Source organism: uncultured Microbacterium sp. (assembly GCF_947489255.1).
In the GTDB taxonomy this organism is placed as follows: domain Bacteria; phylum Actinomycetota; class Actinomycetes; order Actinomycetales; family Microbacteriaceae; genus Microbacterium; species Microbacterium phycohabitans.
In genome coordinates, this window is the sequence record NZ_CANLCY010000001.1 from 361,481 (window position 1) to 378,649 (window position 17,169).

At 72.3% G+C, this 17,169-nt stretch carries 16 protein-coding genes; 8 read left to right on the forward strand and 8 right to left on the reverse strand.

Translation table 11 applies throughout. The features are described 5' to 3' along the window. Positions 1–238 precede the first annotated feature (238 nt). Together Q0818_RS01735 and Q0818_RS01740 are read right to left on the reverse strand one after the other, a co-directional pair. Positions 239–1,144, reverse strand: a complete 906-nt coding sequence (locus Q0818_RS01735; RefSeq protein ID WP_298870637.1) for an aldose 1-epimerase family protein — start codon at positions 1,142–1,144, stop codon at positions 239–241. Then, positions 1,141–1,764: an antibiotic biosynthesis monooxygenase gene (locus tag Q0818_RS01740; RefSeq protein ID WP_298870640.1), complete on the reverse strand. Its 624-nt coding sequence runs from the start codon at positions 1,762–1,764 to the stop codon at positions 1,141–1,143. Before Q0818_RS01740 ends, Q0818_RS01735 begins: the two co-directional genes overlap by 4 nt. A 560-nt stretch (positions 1,765–2,324) precedes the next feature. Here Q0818_RS01740 and Q0818_RS01745 point away from each other — a divergent pair. Next, positions 2,325–4,613 (forward strand): DEAD/DEAH box helicase, encoded by a 2,289-nt coding sequence (locus Q0818_RS01745; RefSeq protein ID WP_298870643.1) that lies wholly within the window; start codon positions 2,325–2,327, stop codon positions 4,611–4,613. Between the two features lie 147 nt (positions 4,614–4,760). On the opposite strand, the gene Q0818_RS01750 is transcribed toward Q0818_RS01745, so the two are convergent. Next, entirely contained in the window at positions 4,761–5,864 is a 1,104-nt protein-coding gene (locus Q0818_RS01750; RefSeq protein ID WP_298870646.1) for an Rv2578c family radical SAM protein, read from the reverse strand. 129 nt (positions 5,865–5,993) lie between these two features. Between Q0818_RS01750 and Q0818_RS01755 the strand changes: the two genes are divergently transcribed. The 5 genes from Q0818_RS01755 (at position 5,994) to Q0818_RS01775 (ending at position 10,754) form a co-directional block, all read left to right on the forward strand. Continuing rightward, entirely contained in the window at positions 5,994–6,686 is a 693-nt protein-coding gene (locus Q0818_RS01755; RefSeq protein WP_298870649.1) for a hypothetical protein, read from the forward strand. Positions 6,687–6,814: 128 nt separating this feature from the next. Then, positions 6,815–7,960, forward strand: a complete 1,146-nt coding sequence (locus Q0818_RS01760; protein ID WP_298870651.1) for a M15 family metallopeptidase — start codon at positions 6,815–6,817, stop codon at positions 7,958–7,960. A 69-nt stretch (positions 7,961–8,029) separates the two neighbouring features. Beyond that, positions 8,030–9,820 carry a TIGR03767 family metallophosphoesterase gene (locus Q0818_RS01765; RefSeq protein WP_298870653.1) on the forward strand — a complete coding sequence of 597 codons (1,791 nt, stop codon included), beginning with the start codon at positions 8,030–8,032 and terminating at the stop codon, positions 9,818–9,820. Positions 9,821–9,825: 5 nt separating this feature from the next. Then, positions 9,826–10,164 carry a hypothetical protein gene (locus tag Q0818_RS01770; protein WP_298870655.1) on the forward strand — a complete coding sequence of 113 codons (339 nt, stop codon included), beginning with the start codon at positions 9,826–9,828 and terminating at the stop codon, positions 10,162–10,164. Next, entirely contained in the window at positions 10,161–10,754 is a 594-nt protein-coding gene (locus Q0818_RS01775; protein WP_298870658.1) for a hypothetical protein, read from the forward strand. Before Q0818_RS01770 ends, Q0818_RS01775 begins: the two co-directional genes overlap by 4 nt. Here Q0818_RS01775 and Q0818_RS01780 read toward each other — a convergent pair. The 3 genes from Q0818_RS01780 to Q0818_RS01790 all read right to left on the reverse strand — a co-directional run bounded on the left by Q0818_RS01780 (position 10,729) and on the right by Q0818_RS01790 (position 12,710). Further along, the gene (locus Q0818_RS01780) at positions 10,729–11,751 is read right to left on the reverse strand and encodes a pirin family protein (protein WP_298870659.1); all 1,023 of its coding nucleotides are present in this window, start codon (positions 11,749–11,751) and stop codon (positions 10,729–10,731) included. The two genes, Q0818_RS01775 and Q0818_RS01780, sit on opposite strands and share 26 nt — an antisense overlap. Continuing rightward, positions 11,748–12,059 (reverse strand): GNAT family N-acetyltransferase, encoded by a 312-nt coding sequence (locus Q0818_RS01785; protein ID WP_298870662.1) that lies wholly within the window; start codon positions 12,057–12,059, stop codon positions 11,748–11,750. The genes Q0818_RS01780 and Q0818_RS01785 overlap by 4 nt, the downstream gene beginning before the upstream one ends. Before the next feature lie 135 nt (positions 12,060–12,194). Next, positions 12,195–12,710 carry a CGNR zinc finger domain-containing protein gene (locus tag Q0818_RS01790; protein WP_298870665.1) on the reverse strand — a complete coding sequence of 172 codons (516 nt, stop codon included), beginning with the start codon at positions 12,708–12,710 and terminating at the stop codon, positions 12,195–12,197. 25 nt (positions 12,711–12,735) lie between these two features. On the opposite strand from Q0818_RS01790, the gene Q0818_RS01795 reads away from it, so the two are divergent. Together Q0818_RS01795 and Q0818_RS01800 are read left to right on the forward strand one after the other, a co-directional pair. Continuing rightward, positions 12,736–12,930 (forward strand): hypothetical protein, encoded by a 195-nt coding sequence (locus Q0818_RS01795; protein ID WP_298870668.1) that lies wholly within the window; start codon positions 12,736–12,738, stop codon positions 12,928–12,930. A gap of 114 nt (positions 12,931–13,044) precedes the next feature. Continuing rightward, positions 13,045–14,307 carry an FHA domain-containing protein gene (locus tag Q0818_RS01800; protein WP_298870671.1) on the forward strand — a complete coding sequence of 421 codons (1,263 nt, stop codon included), beginning with the start codon at positions 13,045–13,047 and terminating at the stop codon, positions 14,305–14,307. A gap of 189 nt (positions 14,308–14,496) precedes the next feature. Here Q0818_RS01800 and Q0818_RS01805 read toward each other — a convergent pair whose 3' ends face one another. Then, entirely contained in the window at positions 14,497–15,840 is a 1,344-nt protein-coding gene (locus Q0818_RS01805; protein WP_298870673.1) for a S8 family serine peptidase, read from the reverse strand. Further along, positions 15,837–17,165, reverse strand: a complete 1,329-nt coding sequence (gene eccB / locus Q0818_RS01810) for a type VII secretion protein EccB (RefSeq protein ID WP_298870676.1) — start codon at positions 17,163–17,165, stop codon at positions 15,837–15,839. The genes Q0818_RS01805 and eccB overlap by 4 nt, the downstream gene beginning before the upstream one ends. Positions 17,166–17,169 lie beyond the last annotated feature (4 nt).

Below are 17,169 nucleotides of genomic sequence, written 5' to 3' on the forward strand. Positions count from 1 at the left end.
GGGGGATCTTTCCTCGTGACGGAACGAGGATCCCCCCACATCGCGAGACCCTCGGCCCCCGTCGGCTCATTCGGGTATGAACCGGGGCGAACCTTGACCCTTTGCCGCCCCCGGCCTTGACGGAAAACCGTCAACACGGATGATATCGTTCGCGCCGCCGAAAAAGGAAAGGGCTTGTCCCAGCTTTTCCCAGGTCATATGCCAGATTCCTTGTCCCCCAAATGGGGGACAAGGAATCTCATGCCGTGAATCGCACGCCCCATTCCCGGTGCAGAATGTGTCCCGGCTCGAGCCGCTCGAGGTCGTCACCCGTGGCGAAGGCGTTCGCGGGGGCCGTCATCGGCTCGATCGCGACCGCGAGGGGCTGGCCCGGGTAGCGGTCGGTCGTGAACACCTGCGCCCAGCGGAACCCCTCGTCCTGCCAGAGCTCGACGCGCGCCCCATCGGGGGCGGTGAGGGTGTGCCGCGCGCGGCCCTCGGCATCCCTCTGCAATCCCCGGTAGCCGTTGTCGAGGGCGGCGTCTCCTAGGCGCACGCCCGCGCGGAGGTCGGTTCCCGTGCCGACGGGAACCTCGTCGACGGGGATGTTGCGGTCGTCGACGACGAGCGTGGTCGTGCCCGTCGAGCGCACGACGAGGTCGGCGGTGGCGACGCCGCCGATCTGCAGGTACGGATGCACGCCCAGCGCCAAAGGCGCCGTGGTCGCGCCGATGTTCTCGATGTCGTGGGCGACGTGGAGTCCGTCGCGCTGCAGTGAGAACGTCACCCGCGTGCGCAGGTGGAACGGGTAGCCGGTCTGCGGGACGACGTCGGCGCCGAGGACGAGTCGCTCGTCGGACTGCTCGATCGGTTCGTACGTGCCGAAGCGCAGGAGGCCGTGGCTGGCGTTGCCGAACTTCGGCTCGCTTATCGCCAGCTGCAGGTCGGCGCCGTCGAAGGAGTAGCGCCCGTCGCGGATACGGTTCGGCCACGGGACCAGCACGACCCCGGATGCCGCGGGAGTGGGGACGTCGTCGGGATAGCGGGGCACGAGGTCGACGCCGTCGACGGTGAGCGCGCGCAGCGCCGCGCCCACCTGGGCGATCTCGGCGGACGAGTGCGGGCCGCGCAGGTGGAAGCGCCGGCCGGTGGGATCAGCGGTCATGACGAGGCCTTTCGAGGGCGGGGCGGACGCTGCAACCAGGGGCGGAGCAGACGGGTCACCCACGGCAGGACCGCGTAGGTCATGACGGGGGTGAGCATGAGGGTCGTGGCGAGTACGCGCAGCACGAGGGGCACCTCGGCGAACCCGGGCACGAATCCCAGCAGCCAGGACGCCAGGAGATTGGTGGGGAAGAAGCCCACCCAGATCGTCACGGCCTGCTTCCACCGCGGGGGAGCCGGCGGCACCGGTTGCTGCACGGGGGAGGTCGTGGCATCCGTCGGAGCCAGCACCGAACCGAACGCGGCGTCGAACCACCCCTCGATGCCGGTGCGGCGTTCGGTCCGCTCCTCGCGCGCGAAGGGGCGCCCGGAGTCGAGCCACCACTGCCGCTGCGAGGACGTCTCCCACTGCTCGAGCGTGGTGATGTCGCGGAAGCGGTACAGCATGTACCAGAGGTCGCTGTCTTCCCCCGCGCGCACCCACCCCGAGCCGAGGAAGCCCGGGAAGGCGGTCGCGAGGTCGGTGCCGGCCTGCATCCAGGAGGTCGCTTCGGCGGTGCGCGTCGGGTCGATGCGCCGCTCGATCGCCACCGTGATGGGGTGGGCGTCGGTGTCTGCCATGCGTCTAGTTTCGTGCACGGCGCGATGGTCTTCGGGCGCTCCGTCGCGTCGGCGCGGTGTCGGCGCGTTCGTCCCACTTATGGCGGTGCGTGTCCCGGTTGTGGTGGGTGTGGGGTGCCTGGCGCCGGCTATAAGTGGGACGCGGGGTGTCCCGGGGGGTTGTCCCAGTTATGGCGGTGCGTGTCCAGGTTGTGGTGGGTGTGGGGTGCCGGGACCGGCCATAAGTGGGACGAGGGGTGTTCCGGGGGTTGTCCCAGTTATGGCGGTGCGTGTCCCGGTTGTGGTGGGTGTGGGGTGCCGGGACCGGCCATAAGTGGGACGAGGGTCGATGGGAGCGACATGGATGCCATTCCCAGGCGCGGGCTGTAATGTAGGGCGGTCGGCTCTGGACGCCGCGTGTGATGCGCGGATGGGTTTGTGAGTCCAAGGGGCCGATGGACAGGACGCGATCGCGGCCTCGACCATCATCAGTGAATGGCCCCCGGCCGACGACAGTCCGGGTATCGCACCGCCACGAGCGGTGTCGCTGTTTCGCGCGAACAGAACCCAGGAAGTCCTCCATGCCCAAGAACAAGAAGCCCGCCGGCGGCCGCGCCGCCAAGAACTTCGAGCCCCGCTACGGCGCGAAGACCTCGTTCCAGGACCGCAAGCGTCGCCCCGAGGGTGCCGCCGCCGACAAGCCCGGCAGCAAGAGCCCCGGCCACCGCGGTTACCGCGCCCCCGAGGCCGACGCCGCCCCCGCGAAGCGTCGCTGGAGCGCGCAGGATCGCGTCGGTCGCGACGAGGCTCATGGCATCCGCAGCCAGGCCCGCGGTGATGACCGTTACTCCCGCCCCGAACGGGATGCCGCCCCCCGGGGCCGCGATGACCGTCCGGCGCGTTCGTTCGATCGCAGTGACCGTCCGGCTCGATCGTTCGACCGTGATGAGCGCCCGCGTCGGTCGTTCGACGATCGTCCGGCCCGTTCCTTCGACCGCAGCGAGCGTCCCGCCCGTTCGTTCGACCGCGACCAGCGTCCCGCGCGCGACGACCGCCCCGCGCGTTCGTTCGATCGCAGCGACCGTCCGGCCCCGTCGTTCGACCGCAGTGACCGTCCCGCCCGTTCGTTCGATCGCAGCGACCGCCCCGCGCGCTCGTTCGACCGTGACCAGCGTCCCGCGCGCGATGACCGTCCGGCGCGGTCGTTCGATCGCAATGACCGTCCCGCTCGGTCGTTCGACCGTGACGAGCGTCCGCGTCGGTCGTTCGACGACCGCCCGGCCCGCTCCTTCGACCGCAGCGAGCGTCCCGCCCGCGACGACCGTCCCGCCCGCGACGACCGTCCCGCGCGTTCCTTCGATCGCACCGAGCGTCCCGCCCGGTCGTTCGACGACCGTCCGCGCCGCGACGGCGCCGATCGTCCGGCCCGCTCCTTCGAACGCAGCGACCGTCCCGCGCGTTCCTTCGACCGCAACGACCGTCCCGCGCGTTCCTTCGACCGCAGCGATCGTCCGGCCCGCGACGAGCGTCCCGCCCGGTCGTTCGACGACCGCCCGCGTCGCACCGAGGCGCCGAACCGCAGCGACTGGAACGCCACCCCGAAGCGTTCGGCCGAGCACGAGCAGCGCGTCGACGTCGTGCACGAGCGCCTGCAGGCTCAGGCCGTCGACGCCGCGACCGTAACCGGTGCCGGGTTCTCCGAGCTGGGCCTGGGCGACAACATCGTCCGCGCCCTCGCCGACCTCGGCGCGGCGAGCCCCTTCCCGATCCAGGCGGCCACGGTCGCCCCGATCCTCGAGGGCCGTGACGTGCTCGCCCGCGGCCGCACCGGCTCGGGCAAGACCATCGCCTTCGGTGCGCCGCTGGTCGAGAGCATCCTGCGCTCACAGGCCGGCAAGCGCCGCGAGTTCGGCCGTGCCCCGAAGGCGCTCATCCTCGCCCCGACGCGCGAGCTCGCTCTGCAGATCGACCGCACGATCCAGCCGATCGCGCGCAGCGTCGGTCTCTTCACCACGCAGATCTACGGCGGCGTTCCCCAGGCGCGCCAGGTGGGTGCGCTCAAGAAGGGCGTCGACATCATCATCGGCACCCCCGGTCGCATCGAAGACCTCCTCAACCAGGGCAAGCTGAACCTCTCCGAGGTCACGGTCGCCGTGCTCGACGAGGCCGACCACATGTGCGAGCTGGGCTTCCTCGAGCCAGTGCAGCGCATCCTGCGCGCCACCGCGAAGGGCAGCCAGAAGCTGCTGTTCTCGGCCACGCTCGACCGCGAGGTCGCGGCCCTGGTCGACGAGTTCCTCGTCGAGCCGGCCGTCTACGAGGTCGCCGGTGAAGACCAGGAGTCGAGCACGATCGAGCACCGCGTGCTCGTGATCGAGCACCGCGACAAGGCGCAGATCCTCGACTCGCTCGTCGACCGCGAGGGCAAGACGCTCGTCTTCGCCCGCACCCGCGCCTACGCCGAGATGCTCGCCGAGCAGTTCGACGACGCCGGGATCGCCGCGGTCGCGTTGCACGGCGACCTGAACCAGCAGAAGCGCACCCGGAACCTCGAGAAGCTCACCTCGGGTCGTGTCAACGTGCTCGTCGCCACCGACGTCGCCGCTCGCGGCATCCACGTCGACGACATCGACCTGGTCATCCAGGCCGACGCCCCTGACGAGTACAAGACCTACCTGCACCGCTCCGGCCGCACCGGTCGCGCCGGTCGCAGCGGCACGGTCGTGACGCTCATCACGCGTCAGCGCCGTCGTCGCATGACCGAGCTGCTGGATCGTGCCGAGATCGAGGCCCCCTTCGAGGAGACCCAGCTCGGCGACGACGTGCTCGAGGAGCTCTCGGGTCGTCAGCTCGCCGACGTCACGTCGTAACCCGTTCTGCTGAAAGGCCCCCGTCCGCGCCTGTCGCGGCGGGGGCTTCTTCGTACCCGGAGGCCCTTCGGCATCTCGAGGGGCGTGGTCGCTGGCGGCCGGGCGAGGATCCTCACGGAGGCTCATCGCGGTTCGCCGATCCGCCGGTCAGAACAGCGTCGGCTCGCTCGCCGGGGCGACCCGCGGGCGACCGGATGCCAGGCCTGCGGTGCTGCGGATCGGACCGAGGGTGCTCGTGGCCGGCGCGCGGGCGGCGAGCCCCGGCTGCGGGCGGCCGCGGGGGTGGTCGTCTTCGTCCCACCCGTCGAGGCGGTGCATCCGCAACAGGGGACGCATGCGCTTACCGAGCCAGGTGCGATAGGCCTTCGGCGCCGTCACCGAGACGCCCGGGTAGAGGCCGCGGTACGACGACACGAGGTGCGGGTGCTCACGTTCGAGCCACTCGAAGAACCACTGTTTGGCGCCCGGGCGCAGGTGCAACGCGCCGTAGACGACCCTTGCGGCGCCGGCCGCACGCAGGCGTGCCAGGGCGTCGTCGAGGACCGGGATCGAGTCGGTGAGGTGGGGGAGGATCGGCATGAGGAACACCGTCACGCGGAATCCCGCCGCCGTCGCGGCGCGAACCGTCTCGAGTCGGGCCTCGGCGCTGGGGGTGCCCGGCTCGATCGAGTGCTGGAGGGTGGCGTCGAAGACGGCGATCGACATCGCCAGTGACACCGTGACCTGCTGGGCGGCCTCGGTGAGCAGCGGCAGGTCGCGCCGCAGGAGCGTGCCCTTCGTGAGGATCGAGAAGGGCGTGCCGTTGTCGGTGAGGGCTGCGACGATCTCGGGCATCAGGCGATAACGGCCCTCCGCCCGCTGGTAGGGATCGGTGTTCGTCCCGAGCATGACCGGCTCGCGCGCCCAGGATCCGCGCTGCAATTCGGTGCGGAGGACGTCGGCGACGTTGACCTTCACGACGATCTGCGAGTCGAAGTCCGCGCCGTAATCGAGGTCGAGGTATTCGTGCGTCTTGCGGGCGAAGCAGTAGGAGCACGCATGACTGCAGCCCCGGTAGGGGTTCACGGTCCAGTCGAACGGCATGGCCGATGCCCCGGGAACGCGGTTGAGGGCGGTCTTGCACAGCACCTCATGGAACGTCATCCCCGCGAACTCAGGAGTGGTGACCGACCGGACGAGACCGTCCATGCGCTCCATGCCGGGCAGCGCCGCCGCGTCGTCGACGCCCAGCTGCTGACCCCGCCATCTCATGCGAACAGTCGAACACATGTTCTACCTCAGCGCAAGGTCGCCCTTTCCACATGCGTCCGCATGGGCGAACGGAGAACCGCTACTGTGACTGCGAAGCCCGCTCGCCGCGCGGGTCGACAGGGGGCGGACATGGATGCGGACCGGCACGTGTGGGGCCACGCCCTCGTGAACGGATCCGCGCGCCGGGTCGAGTCCTTGCATCCGCTCTTCCTGGTGCGGCATCCCACCCTCTCGGGGTGGATCTGGCTCGCCGCAGCGGTGGTGCTGCTCGTCGTCTGCGAGCTCTGGGTCGACGACGAGACCGCCGGGGTCGTCGTCTCCCTGCTCGGGGCCCTGCCGTCACTCGGAGCGACGCTGCTGGTGCTCGCGCAGACGCCGCGCACGCACCTCGAGTACGAGGAGTCCATCCTCGGGCACTTCTTCGCGCGGTTCTTCGCCGTGCTCGGCGCGCTGATCCTGTGGGTCGGATCGGTCGTCCTCGGTGCCGCGGTGGCCGTCCAGCTGGCGGAGGACACCGGGGCCGACCCCGAGAAGGCGTGGGTCGAGGCCTTCGAGATCTTCGGCGCCGTCGTGCCGTTCGTCGTCGCGATGCTCTGGGCCGTGCTCGTCTTCCGCTGCGTCGGCTACATCGCCCGCCTTCGCGGGTGGGCGGGGGTGCCCGAGCGCCACCGCATCCCCGACGAATTCCTCACCGAGCTGCCGCGCACCCGGCGCCTCGTGATCGGGCTCGCGCATCCCTCGCTCCTCCTGGTCGCGGGGCTGTTGAGCATGGTGGTCGCGCTCTTCGCGGCGGCTGAGGTGGCGTCGAGCGGCCTCGCCTAGCGTTCCGGGAACCGGGTTGTCCGAGCGGACGGGCGGCGAGAAGGCGGAGGCGTCTCCCGCCCCGTGACAGCGTCGATCGAGCGGCGGGCTCGACCGCGGCGCGCCGCCGGGGGAGAATGGGAGCACTCATGTCCCCCGATCCCGAGCTGTCCCCCCGCCGCGCCGCGCGCGCGGAGGCCGAGCGACTCGCGACGGCGGCGGTCGCGCAGGTCCCGCCTCCCGCCCCCACCCGGCGGCAGCTGCGCGAGGCGGCGAGTGCGAATGCGCTCCACGCTGAGGAGCAGACCGAGGCGCGCAGTGCGACCTGGCGCCGTCTTCCGCAGCTCATCGCGGCCCTTCCCGCGCACCGCCGCCGACGTCTCGCCGTCGTGGCCGGGGCGGCCGTCGCGGTCGTCGTCGGCGTCGCGGTGGCGATCGGCGCGGCCGCGGGCTCGGCGCACGATGTCGCGGCCTCGGCATCCGTCGACGACACCGTCACCGCCGCCGTGGCCGGCCCCCCGGCGATCTCCGACGAGGGATTGCCGGTGCCCCAGGTCGCCGCGGTCGCCGCGACCGCCACCCCGTGCGACGACCCGGACTTCACCACCGCTCTCGCCCAGGGCGACGACACCGCCGCGATCGCCGCGGCGGGCGGTGGGGCGGCGTTCCGCTCCGCGGTGGCATCCGGGATCGCCCCCTGCGTCTCGCTCAGCGACCCGGATCGCGAGTGGCTCGTGGTCAACAAGCAGCGCCCGCTCGACCCGATCGACTACTACCCGGGCGACCTCGTGATGCCGTCGAACGTCCGCGCCCTCGAGCAGTCGGCGCTGAGGGCCGCTCCCGCCGAGGCGTTGAGCGCGATGGTCCGCGCCGCGTCCGACGCCGGAGCCGGCGAGATCGGCTATCTCAGCGCCTTCCGCTCCTACTCCACGCAGCAGTCCACCTATGCCGGCCGCGTCGCCGTGGGCGGCGTCGCCGAAGCAGATCGCGAGAGCGCGCGGCCGGGGTTCAGCGAGCACCAGACGGGCAAAGCCGTCGACGTCGTCCCGTGCAACGGCTCGTGCGGAACGCTCGACGACGTCGCTGCGTCGGCGCAGGGTGCCTGGGTGCGCGAGCACGCGTGGGAGTTCGGCTTCATCACGCGCTACGCCGAAGGGCGCGAGGATTACAGCGGGTACGAGCCGGAGGCGTGGCACCTGCGCTACATCGGACCGGAGCTGGCGCAGGCGTACCACGAGGGCGGCTACACCACGCTCGAGGAGTTCTTCGGGCTGCCGGCGGCGCCGACGTACTGAGCGCATCTCGACGCGCCACGGGACGAGGCGCTACATTCGTGTTCTTCCTCCGCCCGAACGGATGATCACGTGACCGGTCTGTCCCGCCGCCAGTTCCTCCACGTCGCCGCCACCGCCGCCGCCGCGACGGGGATCGGCCTCGACGCCCTCGTCGCGGACTCGGCGCGCGCCGCCACTCCCGCGGCGACCGCCGCCGGCATCCCGTCGACCCTGCTGCAGACGATTCGGCAGGGCTCTGTCGTGTCGGGGCGCTACCGTGCGCTCACCACGGGCCCGGGGGAGCCGTACATCGCTCGCACCGATGTCCTGCGCAAGACCCCCTCGGCTGCCCGCGCGGCATCTCGGCGGTCGCTCCTCTACCTCGGACACCTGTCCGACCTGCACGTCATCGAGGCGCAGTCGCCGGGGCGCATCGAACCGATGATCGTGCAGGACCACGCGGCGTGGGGCAGCGCCTTCCATCCCCAGGATCCCCTCAGCCCGCACGCGACCGCGGCGATGGTGCAGGCCTTCTCCGACGCCCGGTACAGCCCGCTCACCGGCGCGCCGATGAGCGCGGCGATCGTCACGGGCGACAGCGCCGACATGCACTCGCACCTCGAACTGCGCTGGTACATCGACCTCATGGATGGCCTCCCGGTCGATCCCGCGACCGGGGGACCCACGTGGCAGGGCGTGCAGGCCTGGAACGAGGCGACCTGGGCCTACCGCCCCGGTGATCCGCGCGGTGGCGCCTTCGGCGACTACGGCTTCCCCCGCCTGCCCGACCTGCTCGCGCAGGCGATCGCGCAGAAGGTCGACTCCGTGGGCCTGCCTGCTCCCTGGTACGCCGTCTACGGCAACCACGACACGCTCCTGCTCGGCACGTTCGACATCAGCCCGCAGCTGCGCGCGCTCGCCGTGGGGTCGCAGAAGTCCTACACCCTGGATGCCACGGCGAGCACGGCCCTGGAGGGATGGGCCTCGAGCACCAGCCTGCTCTCACAGGCCCTCGCGGCCCTTGGGCTGGCATCCGGGGGAGCGGGGTTGCGCGAGGTGCCCGCGAACGGAGACCGCTACCTGTTCGAGCGCCGGGAGTTCATGGCGGAGCACTTCCGCACGCAATCCACCCCGGGCCCGATCGGGCACGGCTTCACCGCGCACAACCTGACCTCGGGCGAGACGTGGTGGCACGCCGATCTGAGCCCGCGCGTGCGGGCGTTCGGGCTCGACACGTGCAACGTCGTCGCCGGGCCAGACGGAGCGGTCCCGGAGTCGCAGATGCGGTGGCTGCGCCGGCAGCTCGAGATCGCCCAGCGCGACCAGGTGCTGGCGCTGATCTTCAGCCACCACAACAGCCTGACGCTCGAGAACCGTGCGGTGCGCCCCGGTGCGGACGAGAAGCTGTACGGCGCCGACGACCTCGTCGCGCTGTTGCTGGAGTTCCCCGTCGTCGTCGGCTGGCTGAACGGCCACACCCACCTGAATCAGATCCTCGCCCACACGAACGACACCGGGGGATTCTGGGAGATCACGACCGCCTCGTGCATCGACTTCCCGCAGCAGCAGCAGGTGGTCGAGATCGTCGACAACCGCGACGGCACGCTCTCGCTGTTCACCACGGTGCTCGACCACGCCTCGCCGGCGGTCCCCGGATCGTCGGGCTCGGTCGCCGACCTCGCCAGCCGCAGCCGCGAGCTCGCCGCCAACGACTGGGCGGAAACGCCGCTCATGCGGCGCGGGTCGCCGCTCGACCGCAACACCGAGCTGCTGCTGCCGGCGCCGTTCGACCTGGAGGTCATCACCGACGCGCAGCTCGAGGCCCAGCATGTCGCCGAGCGCGCGCGGATCCTCGCGTACGAGACGGGACGCGGACTGTGAGGCGCGTGCTGTCGATCCTCCCGCTGCTGGCGGTGGTGGGCCTCGCGGGGTGCTCGCAGATCGCGGCGATCGCCCCGGTCGGCGGCAACCACCTGACCGAGGTGCGGTTCGCCACCATCGACGTGCTGCTGCAGCGCGGGGTCGTGCTCGAAGACGTCCCGACGTGCACCCGTGGCGATGACGGAACGGTCGCCTGCGCGGGCACCACGAGCGAGGGGGAGGCCGTGGCCTCGACCTCGCCGGCATCCGATCCCGACTCCTTCACGGTCGCCGTGTCGTCGGAGGTCGTCTTCGCCGGCAGCGTGAGCGCCGTGATCGACGCGGCGGCAGGGGCGGGGTCGTGAGGCGGATACTGCTGACGACCGCGGTGGTCGTCGTGAACGCCGCGGTGCAGGCCGCGCTGGTGATGCCGGGGGTCACGGTCGCGGCATCCCCTGTGTTCCTCGGGCTTCTCGCGGCGTCGACGGTGACGATGCTCGCGGCAGCGGTGGCGCTCGTGATCCTTGCCGGCACGGGCGGACGGCCCCGGGCCGGGCGGGTGATCGCGGCGGTCGTCGTGGCGGCGACCGTCGTCGGCGCCCTCGCGGTGCTCTCGACGGCGACGCTCGTTCCGTCGGTGCTCGTCGCCCTGGTCGTCGTCTCGCCGCTCGGCACCCAGGGGGCCGGCCCGAACAGCGGGCCGAGGTGCTTCGTCCGCCACCCCGTGCGGGCCGTGCTGCTGGCGGTGGCGACGGCGATCGCCGTCGCGCTGATCGGCGTCGCGGCTCTCCTGCTCGGCTTCCTCGTCACGGGATGGCTCGGAGCCTTCGCAACCTGGGTCGTCGGCGGGGCGCTGGTCGCCGTGCTCGTACACGCCTGGGCGCGGCTCGCCGCGCGTCGGCGCCCCACGGATCAGCCGCTCGCGCGGGTCAGACCCGACGCCGTCGCGCGGTGAGGCGCACCGCGGGCAGCGGAGGCGCCGGAATGCGCTCGGGACCGTGGTCGACGACCTCGCCGAACCGCGCCCCGCGGGCCTCCCACTCCTCGCGCGCCGCGACGATCTCGTCGTGCGTGCGGCCGACGAAGTTCCACCACATGACGATGTCGGCCTCGAAGGGCTCGCCGCCCAGCAGGAACACCCGGGCGCCCTCGTCGCTGCGCAGCTCGAGGTGATCGCGACCGGTGCCGAGGTAGACCAACCGCGTGTGATCGACGGATGCCGTGGACCCCGCCTCGAGCGCCGGCGCCGGTCGTCTCGCGGCATCGGCGTCGACGGCATCCACGCCGGTCACCGCCTCGGCGGTACCGGTCATTCCGTAGACGGCGTACTCCCAGTCGTCCCGCAGCGGCACGCGAACCCTCGCTCCCGCGGGCAGGCGCACTTCCGCGCCCACGATCGGCGTGTGGACGGTCGCGGGGGAGACCACCGTGTCCAACTCGCCCATCACCACGACCGCGTCGGCGCCGCCGCCGAGGTCGAGCACGGGCAGGTCGTCGTGTCGCTCGAACGCGGGGGCGCCGTGCCGTCGTGATTCGGGGAGCGCCACCCACAGCTGCAGGGCGTCGAGGGGGATGGGGCCCTCGCCGACCGAGTACTCCGAGTGGGCGATGCCCGCGCCGCTGGTCATGAGGTTCAGCGCGCCGGGGCGCACGACGACGTCGCTGCCCACGGTGTCGCGGTGCCGCACCTCGCCGATGATCGGCCACGTGACCGTCTGCAGACCGATGTGGGGGTGCGGCTCGACGCGCATCAGGGTGTCCTGCGGACCGAACCGGTCGAGGAAGCACCATGCGCCGACCATCGGCAGCGAACGGTGCGGGAGCGTGCGGTGCACCTCCATGCCGCGCACCCCACCCAGCGGCACCTCGCGCGCCTCCACGACGAGCGCGCGCGGACCGTCGCATTCGACGGGGCCCTCCGCCTCGGGCGGGGCGACGTCGAGGCGGGTCACGACGCCTCGTCGACGCCCTCGGGCCACTCCACCGAGAGGCCCTCGACGTCGTGCTCGCCGAGGTAGTGCGCCACGAACGGGCAGGAGGGGATGACGGTGTCGCCGCGCCGCGCGAGATCGCTCAACGCCTCGCTCGCGAGCTTCGAGCCGAGACCCTTCCCCTTGAAGGCCGGGTCGATCTCGGTGTGGGGGAGCTCGACGCGGTCGCCCGCGGGCTCGAACTCGAGGAACCCGCCGAGCTCGTCGCCCACGTGGATCTCGTAGCGGTGCGCCTCGTCGTTGCGGGTCACGGTCAGGTCGTCGGCCATGGGGTCTCCTGTCGTCGGTGCTCACAGCAACGTATGCGCTGGCATGGATGTTCCGCCATCCCTGGACACGGGCGCCGCTGAGCATCACCGTTCGGCCGCGGGCGGCCGCCCGCCACGTCCAGACCGTGGCGCCCCTCAGGAGCGGGCGCGATGCCGCCGGACGGCGGCCCGGTTCGCGCACCGCACCGAGCAGTAGCGCTGACGGCCGTTCCGCGTGACGTCGACCACCACCCGGTCGCAGGGCTCCGATGCGCAGCGGCCGAGGCGGTCCATCCCGCGGGTGACGAGGTGCAGCGAGGTCCCCACCGAGATGACGGCCGCGAGCACGCGCGGCAGCGCCTCGTCGCTGTCGCGGTAGTGCAGGTGCCACCCCTCACCGTCGTGATCCGTGAGACGCGGATACGCCGCGACGGCGGCCATCTGCTCGTTCAGCAGCGCGGCCCGTCCGGCCGGGTCGGCCTCATCCACGACGCGCAGCCACTCGTCGACGACCGCTCGCGTCCTCTCGTGATCGTCGGATGCCACGGGGAAGCGCATCGTCATCCCCATCTCGATCGTCCGCTCCTCGATCCCCGCGCGGTCATCCGGCCACTCGTTCGCGAGCGAGGCGGCGAGCAGGACCGCGTACTCCCCGTAAGGGTTGAGATGCATAAGGGCATTACAACACGCTGGGATCATGACCGCCTCCCGAACCCGATCGGCCGCCGCCGCGGCATCCGTCCACGAGCACGGCTGGGTCACCGAATCGGTGCACGCCACGAGCGCCGGACGCGTGCGATACGTGCGCTGCGCGGGGTGCGACGCCTGGCGCGTGGATGCCGATGAGGCGGCGGCGATACCGCCCACCGCCGTCTCGCGTGTCATCAAGTGACGTCGACGAGGCGTCGTCTGCTGCTCGGCGTCGGAGGGTTCGCGGCTGTGTGAGGCGCCACCCGTCGGGGCCACCCGCACGGTAGCGTCGAGGAGGACCGTCGACGGAGGACGCATGGATGCCCTGAGCCTGTTCGCCACGATCGCGGGAGCGGTGCTGGTGATCGCCCTCGTGCTGCACGTCTGGTACGCGATCGGGTTGTCGCGCGTGATCGCCGCGCACGGCGGCGAACCGTGGCGCGCGTGGGTGCCGCTCGTGAACGAGGCGGAGGTCTTCCGTCTGGGCCGCCTCGATCCGGTGCGGGCCGTGCTGCTGATCGTCCCGTTCGTCAACGTGTACGGGCTCGTGTTGAAGGCGACGGCGGCGAACCGGCTCGGCCGGGCCAGCGGTCGCGGGGCCGGGACGACGGCTCTCGCCGTGGTCCTGCCGCCCGCGTGGGCGATGGTCCTCGCGCGGACCTCGGAGACGACGGACGCCGAGCCCTCGGCGCGCCCGCAGATCGCCCTCGACGAGTCGGACCCCGCCGTCGGGACCGCGGGACCCATCGCGGCGGTCCCCGGAGCTCCGGCTGCCGCCGCCGCGGGCGGCCGACGCGGCGCCTCCGAGCACGACGAGCCGTACGCGCCCCCCGCCCTGCCCGGGCCCCGCGAGATCGGTGCGGGCGCGCAAGCGGCGATCGTCGAGCCGGCCGCGACGACCGACCTCGCGGGTGGGGCGGGAGCGACCGCGACGTCGTCGAGCGCCACGCCTGCCACGGCGGCTCCGTCGATCGCTGCAGCTGCGCCGGCGGCTCCGGTGACGCGGATCCCCGAAGCCGTGTCGACGGGGTTCGCCGCGGCGCCGCCCGCGGCCGCCGATGCGCTGCCCTCCGGCGAACAGCCCTCTGACGCGCAGCCCTCCGGCGCGCAGCCCGACGACCTGACCGACGGTCGCGGCGACCACGTGTCGGAGACCACGGACTCCACGGCCGAACGCTCCGCCGGGCGCACCGACGTCGCCGCTCCCGTGGACGAGTCGACGCAGACCGCGCGTCCACGCTCGCGCCGCCGGGGGGAGTGGACCCTCGCTCTTCCCGACGGAGCCTCGGTCTCCCTCGCCGGCCGCACCGTGGTCCTGGGGCGCAAGCCCTCGAACGCCGACGAGGCGGTGCAGTACGTCGCCGTGCTCGACGACAGCCGCACGATGTCGAAGGAGCACGCCCGCCTCGACTGGACCGTCACCGGCTGGACGATCACCGACCTCGACTCCACCAACGGCGTCACCCTCGTCCACGACGACGGGCGCGTCGAACGCCTCCCCGGCGGCGCCACGGCTCCTGTGCCGACCCGCTTCCGTCTCGGCGACGCCGACCTCCGGCTCCGCCCGACGGCGGGCTGAGCGCGGCGCAACGATGGCCGCGGGGTCGATCACGGGGTCGCCCTCGCGTCTGCTCGACGGACGTGTCGATGACGCGAGCCGTCGGCGCGGCTGCGCCGGACGCGACGAGAGGCGCGGGGTCGCGCTGAATGGCGCGGACTCCCGTGCGGCCGGGTCGCCATCACCGGGCAGCGGACGTGCCGCCGGATCTCAGTCGGTGGCGGTGTCGTCGCCGTACAGCCCGCGCCCGGTCGGCGCCGGACGACGGGAGGCCGTGTCGTCACGCCGGCGACTGACGAACACCGCCATCGCCCCGATCGCGCCCAGCAGCACCAGCGCTCCCGCGCCGATGCCGGTCGCCATCGTGATGGCCGCGGCATCCGGGCCCGGACCCACCGCGATGCTCACCGGGGTCGGGGTTCCACTCGGCTCGGGCGAGGCGGACGAGGAGACGAACGGGCTCGAGGGTCCGCGAAGGCCCGATCCCGGGACGAGCACGATCGCGTCGTAAGGCTGCACCACGCCCCATCCCGAGGTGTTCGACCGTGCGTCGGGCTGCCCCCGCACCGCGGTCGCCTCGAGGCGGTACGCCCACTGGTCGGGCGTCTCGTCGGGGTGCGCTGACGCGACAAGCGCGGCGGCGGCCGACACGTACGCGGCCGCGTAGCTGGTCGCGGGTTGATCGCCCGACACCACGCAGTCGCCGCCCTGCGGCCACGACGAGGCGATGGCCTGGCCGGGGGCCGACAGCTTCACGTGCGATCCTCGGATGCTCGCGCTGGTGACGACGCCCGCCGAGTTGGTGGCCGCGACCCCGATCGCTCCGCGGAAACCGGCCGGGTAGCGCACGCCGTCGGAGTCGTCCTCCTCGACGGCCGCTTCGGAGTCGCGGTTGCCGGCACTGGCGACGACGAGACTGCCGCGATCGCGTGCATAGGCGACGGCCGAGGCGAGGTTCCCGTCCTCCGCGGTCGTGCTCATCGAGACGTTGATGATCTGCGCGCCGAGGTCGGCGGCGATCCGGATGCCGTCGGCCATGCGCGCGGTGTTGGGGCCGAACCCCGCGTCCTTCTGCTGCTGCGACGTGCCGGCGAACACGCGGATCGGGAGGATCTTGGCATCCGGAGCGAGACCCTGCACCCCCGAATCCGGGATGATCTGCGCCGCGATCTGACCGGCGATGACCGTACCGTGGCCGTAGTAGTCGGTCCGTGCGACGGCGTCGGTCCCGTCGGGCACGAGATTGATCCCCGGGAGCACGGAGGCGTCGAGGTGGGGGTTCGGGGCCACGCCGGAGTCGACGACGGCCACCACCACGCCCGCGCCCTTGGTGATCTCCCACGCGGCGGCGCTCTGCAGCTGCCCGAGGGCCGGCGGCGTGTCGGAGACGCGCGTCGAGGCGACGCAGCCGTCATCCGAGGCCGCGAGCACGGGAACGGTGCCGATGCGGCTCGCGATCGGGGCGGCGTTCGCGACGGAGGGCGCTCCCGAGACCGCGATCCCCACGACGAGGGCGAGCGCGCCGAGACGCGCGGCCCCGACGCGACGGATCACTTCGCCTCCGGGGTGCGCTGCGCGGCGCTCTCGCTCAGCGACGGGCCGGTCGCCAGCAGGGCCGTCCACCCGTCGGGGATCGAGCCGATGTCGCCGGACGAGTAGCCCAGCCGGGCGATGGTCTCGTCGTTCGCGTTCGGTAGCGGATAGGCGGTGCCCGTGGCATCCACCAGGGTCAGCACGCTGGTGCTCTGGTCGCCGCGTCCGCCCGCGCGCACGAGGGCGCCATGGCTGGGGTCGACACGCACGCCCGGTGAGACGGTCGTCGAGACCGGCTGCGTGGCCAGGGTGGTCACGGCCTGCCCCTCGCCGCCCTCGAGGACGGCACAGGGGCGCTGTCCGCTCGGGACCGTCTCGAAGCCCGTCGACGGCCACTGGTCGCCGATGCCCTTCGAAGCCGTCGCCAGGCCGCGGATCTCGCTGCCGGTCACCTCGGTGACCTCGCCCTTGAGGGCGCTGCCGCTGCCGAGCTGATACAGCTGCCACGCGAGCGGGGACAGGGTCTCGAGGACCCCACCGGTCTGCACGAGGAACCGCTCGTCCTCGGGGGCGCCCGCCTGACGCACGACCTGGCCCACGCGCAGCGACGTGCCCGAGACGCTCTCGCCGTAGTTCTTCAGCGTGATCGGGGTCAGCGCGGTGCCCGCGGTGAAGAGGTCGAGCCACGACGCCGGAACCGTGATCGGGTCGAGCGCGGAGATGCCCGCGGCGCGCAGGACGGCGTCGGGATCCTCGCTCGACACGGCGAAGCTCCGCTCACCCCGGATGACGTGCAGGATGCCGTCGACCGAGACGACGACGGCTCGTTCCGGCGCGGGAGTGGGGCCGGTCGACGTCGAGACGCGCACGTCGAGCGACGCGTCGTCGGACACGCACGCGCTCCACCCCGTGTTGACCAGGCCCGACACGGGCGGCAGCTCGTCGGGGGCGCCGGTGATGCCGAGCGTGTCGCCGACGGGGGTACCCGCGAGGGTGGCCTGGTCGGTCGAGATCACGCCGTACTCGTTCGCCGGGAGCAGCAGGCGGGCGCTGGCGGTGTTGATGACGGGGTGCAGGGTGCCGTCGACGGTGACGAAACGGGCGCCGGTGTCGGAGACGAGCACGAGCTTGCCGTTCTCCCATCCGGTGGGAAGCCCCGGGCGGATGAGCCCGTAGAAGACCCCGACGAGCACCACGATGACCGTGAGCGCGATCGCGGCGATGACGGCGCGCAGGGGAGCGGTGGGCTGCAGTTCTTTGCCGCCCGGGGCTCCGCTGACGAAGGCGGTGAGCAGGCGGCGGCGCGAGAAGTTCTGCGCCTCGATCAGGTCGCCCTTGGTGGCCATCGCG